Consider the following 2312-nt stretch of genomic DNA (forward strand, 5'->3'; position numbering starts at 1 on the left):
CTGCCTGGTGGAAAGGTTTCTGGAGTAAATCTGCTATCCACGTTCCTGATGCCTTGCTTGAAAAACAATGGTACCTGGAGCAATATAAATTTGGTTCGACATCAAGGCCGGGTGCGCCACCTATTTCGCTCCAGGCTATCTGGACAGCTGATAACGGGCATTTGCCCCCCTGGAAAGGCGACTTCCATAACGACCTGAATACGCAGCTTAGTTATTGGCCCGCTTACAGCGCCAACCATTTAGACGAGGGCATGTTTTTTTTAGATTTTCAAGATCAGAACAAAGCCAACTATAAGCGTTATACACAATTGTATTTTAAAAAGGATGGCGTTGCTGTACCGGGGGTAACAACACTTGACGGAACAGAAATGGGCGGCTGGATCCAATATTCACTGTCGCCTACGGTGAGCTGCTGGCTGGCCCAGCATTATTACTTGCAATGGCGATATAGCATGGACCGTGATTTTTTACGGACCCGCGCTTATCCGTGGATAAAGGATGTGGCTACCTTTATTGAAAATATAACCGTGATCGATGCGACTGGCCATCGTAAGCTGCTGAATAGTTCAAGCCCCGAAATAAATGATAATGATATTACGGCGTGGTTCCCTCAAAATACTAATTACGACCTGAGCCTGATGAAATTTACCTTTAAAGTTGCTGCCGAATTAGCGGGCGAGCAGGGCTTAAAGGATGAACAGGCCCATTGGAACAAAATACTTTCGGAATACACAGACTATGCTTTAAGCCCGAATAACGAAATGATGTTTGCCCCTACAATGGCCTATAACCAGTCGCACCGGCATTTTTCAAACATGTTGGCCATACATCCGTTGGGCCTTATAAAATGGGAGGATGGCGCTAAAGCACAAACCATTATTAAAAATTCCATCCGCCTGCTTGATAGCATTGGCCCTGCCTGGTGGTGTGGCTACTCATACTCGTGGCTTGCCAATATAAAGGCCCGTGCAAAAGATGGTGAGGGCGCTACTGATGCTTTAAACATCTTCGTTAAAGCATTTTGTTCTGTTAATAGTTTTCATTTAAATGGCGACCAAACACGGTCGGGTTATTCCAATTTTACCTACCGGCCATTTACACTTGAAGGTAATTTTGCCTTCGCTGCGGGCTTGCAGGAAATGTTATTACAAAGCTATGCAGGATATATCCATGTATTTCCGGCGATACCATCCAAATGGAAAAACGTTTCCTTTGAAGACCTGCGCGCCGAGGGTGCATTCCTGGTAAGTGCCGGAAAAACGGGCGACGGCGTTGATGAAGTTAAAATAGTTTCTGAAAAAGGCGGGATCACCAAATTAAAGTTACCTTTCAATGCGTGGACGATAAGGCAAAAGAAAGGTATCGAAGTAACAAGCGCGGATAAAGACTTTGTTAGCTTGAGTTGCAAGCCTGGAGGTATGATCGTGTTAAAAAGTAAATAAATTAAGGCGGATCGGGCTGGTTTTATTTAACTGTGGTGCTGTAATAACATCAACCAGAGGCTGAAATGACAGGCCTCTGGTCGCCATTTTATTTCGTCAATAGCTCCTTCGACGCTAAAAATACTTCTTGGTTTTTGGTGACAAGATTAGCTGGAACCAGGCACGAGAGGGTATACATTTTACTGCCAATTAATGTCATCTGCATAAACAGTGTATTCTTATTGGTTTTTTCGGTTGCAGACATACTATAGGTAGTGTAGGTGTTCCATTTGCCTAAAGTGATGGCGCCAAAGGTATAGTTTGTCTTTACCGACGCTATACCCATCTGCAACTGATCTGCAAATTCCTGGCTGTCTTTAATGGGGGCAAGAGCGGCGGAATCTAAATGCGCTACAACCTTGTAATCCATTACCAAACTACTGTATTTAACACTGTCTTTTGCTTTGGCCAGGTAACTTTCATAGCCATTTTTGGCCACTTTTTCCGGTTCGACCGGGAATTTTACCGATAGTCGTTCGTCCACCTTTTTTGTTATCCAACCGGTTTGTGCATTGGCCGCTGCCGATAACATCAGCACAAATAATAGCAGGTAATAGTGTTTTTTCATTTTTATTTACAGTGAAAGGGTAAGTCATTATTTAATAAGCCTAATATAGCATTATAAAAACAACCAGATGACATATAATACAGCTAAATGAGTTTAAACTTAACCGGAAACGTATAGCCACAACGAACGACTTTTCCACTTATCGTAGCCGGACTCCATTTTGGAGAGGCTTTTATAAGACGTAGTGCCTCAAGGTCACAATCGTCATTTAGCTTTTTTACAATTTTAATAAGTAAAGTTATTCTTAGAAATAATCACACAGC

At 42.9% G+C, this 2312-nt stretch carries 3 protein-coding genes; 1 reads left to right on the forward strand and 2 read right to left on the reverse strand.

Going from position 1 to position 2312, the window contains the following annotated elements; all coding sequences use genetic code 11:
• A partial coding sequence (locus Q0R52_RS15190) for a glycoside hydrolase family 95-like protein (RefSeq protein ID WP_366520902.1) occupies positions 1-1442 on the forward strand: 1442 nt, incomplete at its 5' end.
• An 88-nt stretch (positions 1443-1530) separates the two neighbouring features.
• Here the strand turns inward: Q0R52_RS15190 and Q0R52_RS15195 are convergent.
• On the reverse strand, positions 1531-2049 hold the full coding sequence (locus Q0R52_RS15195) for a hypothetical protein (protein WP_295795752.1): 519 nt from the start codon (positions 2047-2049) through the stop codon (positions 1531-1533).
• Between the two features lie 83 nt (positions 2050-2132).
• The gene (locus Q0R52_RS29360; RefSeq protein ID WP_366520903.1) at positions 2133-2291 is read right to left on the reverse strand and encodes an energy transducer TonB; all 159 of its coding nucleotides are present in this window, start codon (positions 2289-2291) and stop codon (positions 2133-2135) included.
• Positions 2292-2312: the final 21 nt, after the last annotated feature.

Origin of the sequence: Mucilaginibacter sp. (genome assembly GCF_025359345.1) — a bacterium.
Classification (GTDB): domain Bacteria; phylum Bacteroidota; class Bacteroidia; order Sphingobacteriales; family Sphingobacteriaceae; genus Mucilaginibacter.

Bases quoted from the DNA above. Each gene is read 5' to 3' on its own strand.
- Q0R52_RS15195 (WP_295795752.1), bottom strand. From the start codon at position 2,049: ATGAAAAAACACTATTACCTGCTATTATTTGTGCTGATGTTATCGGCA.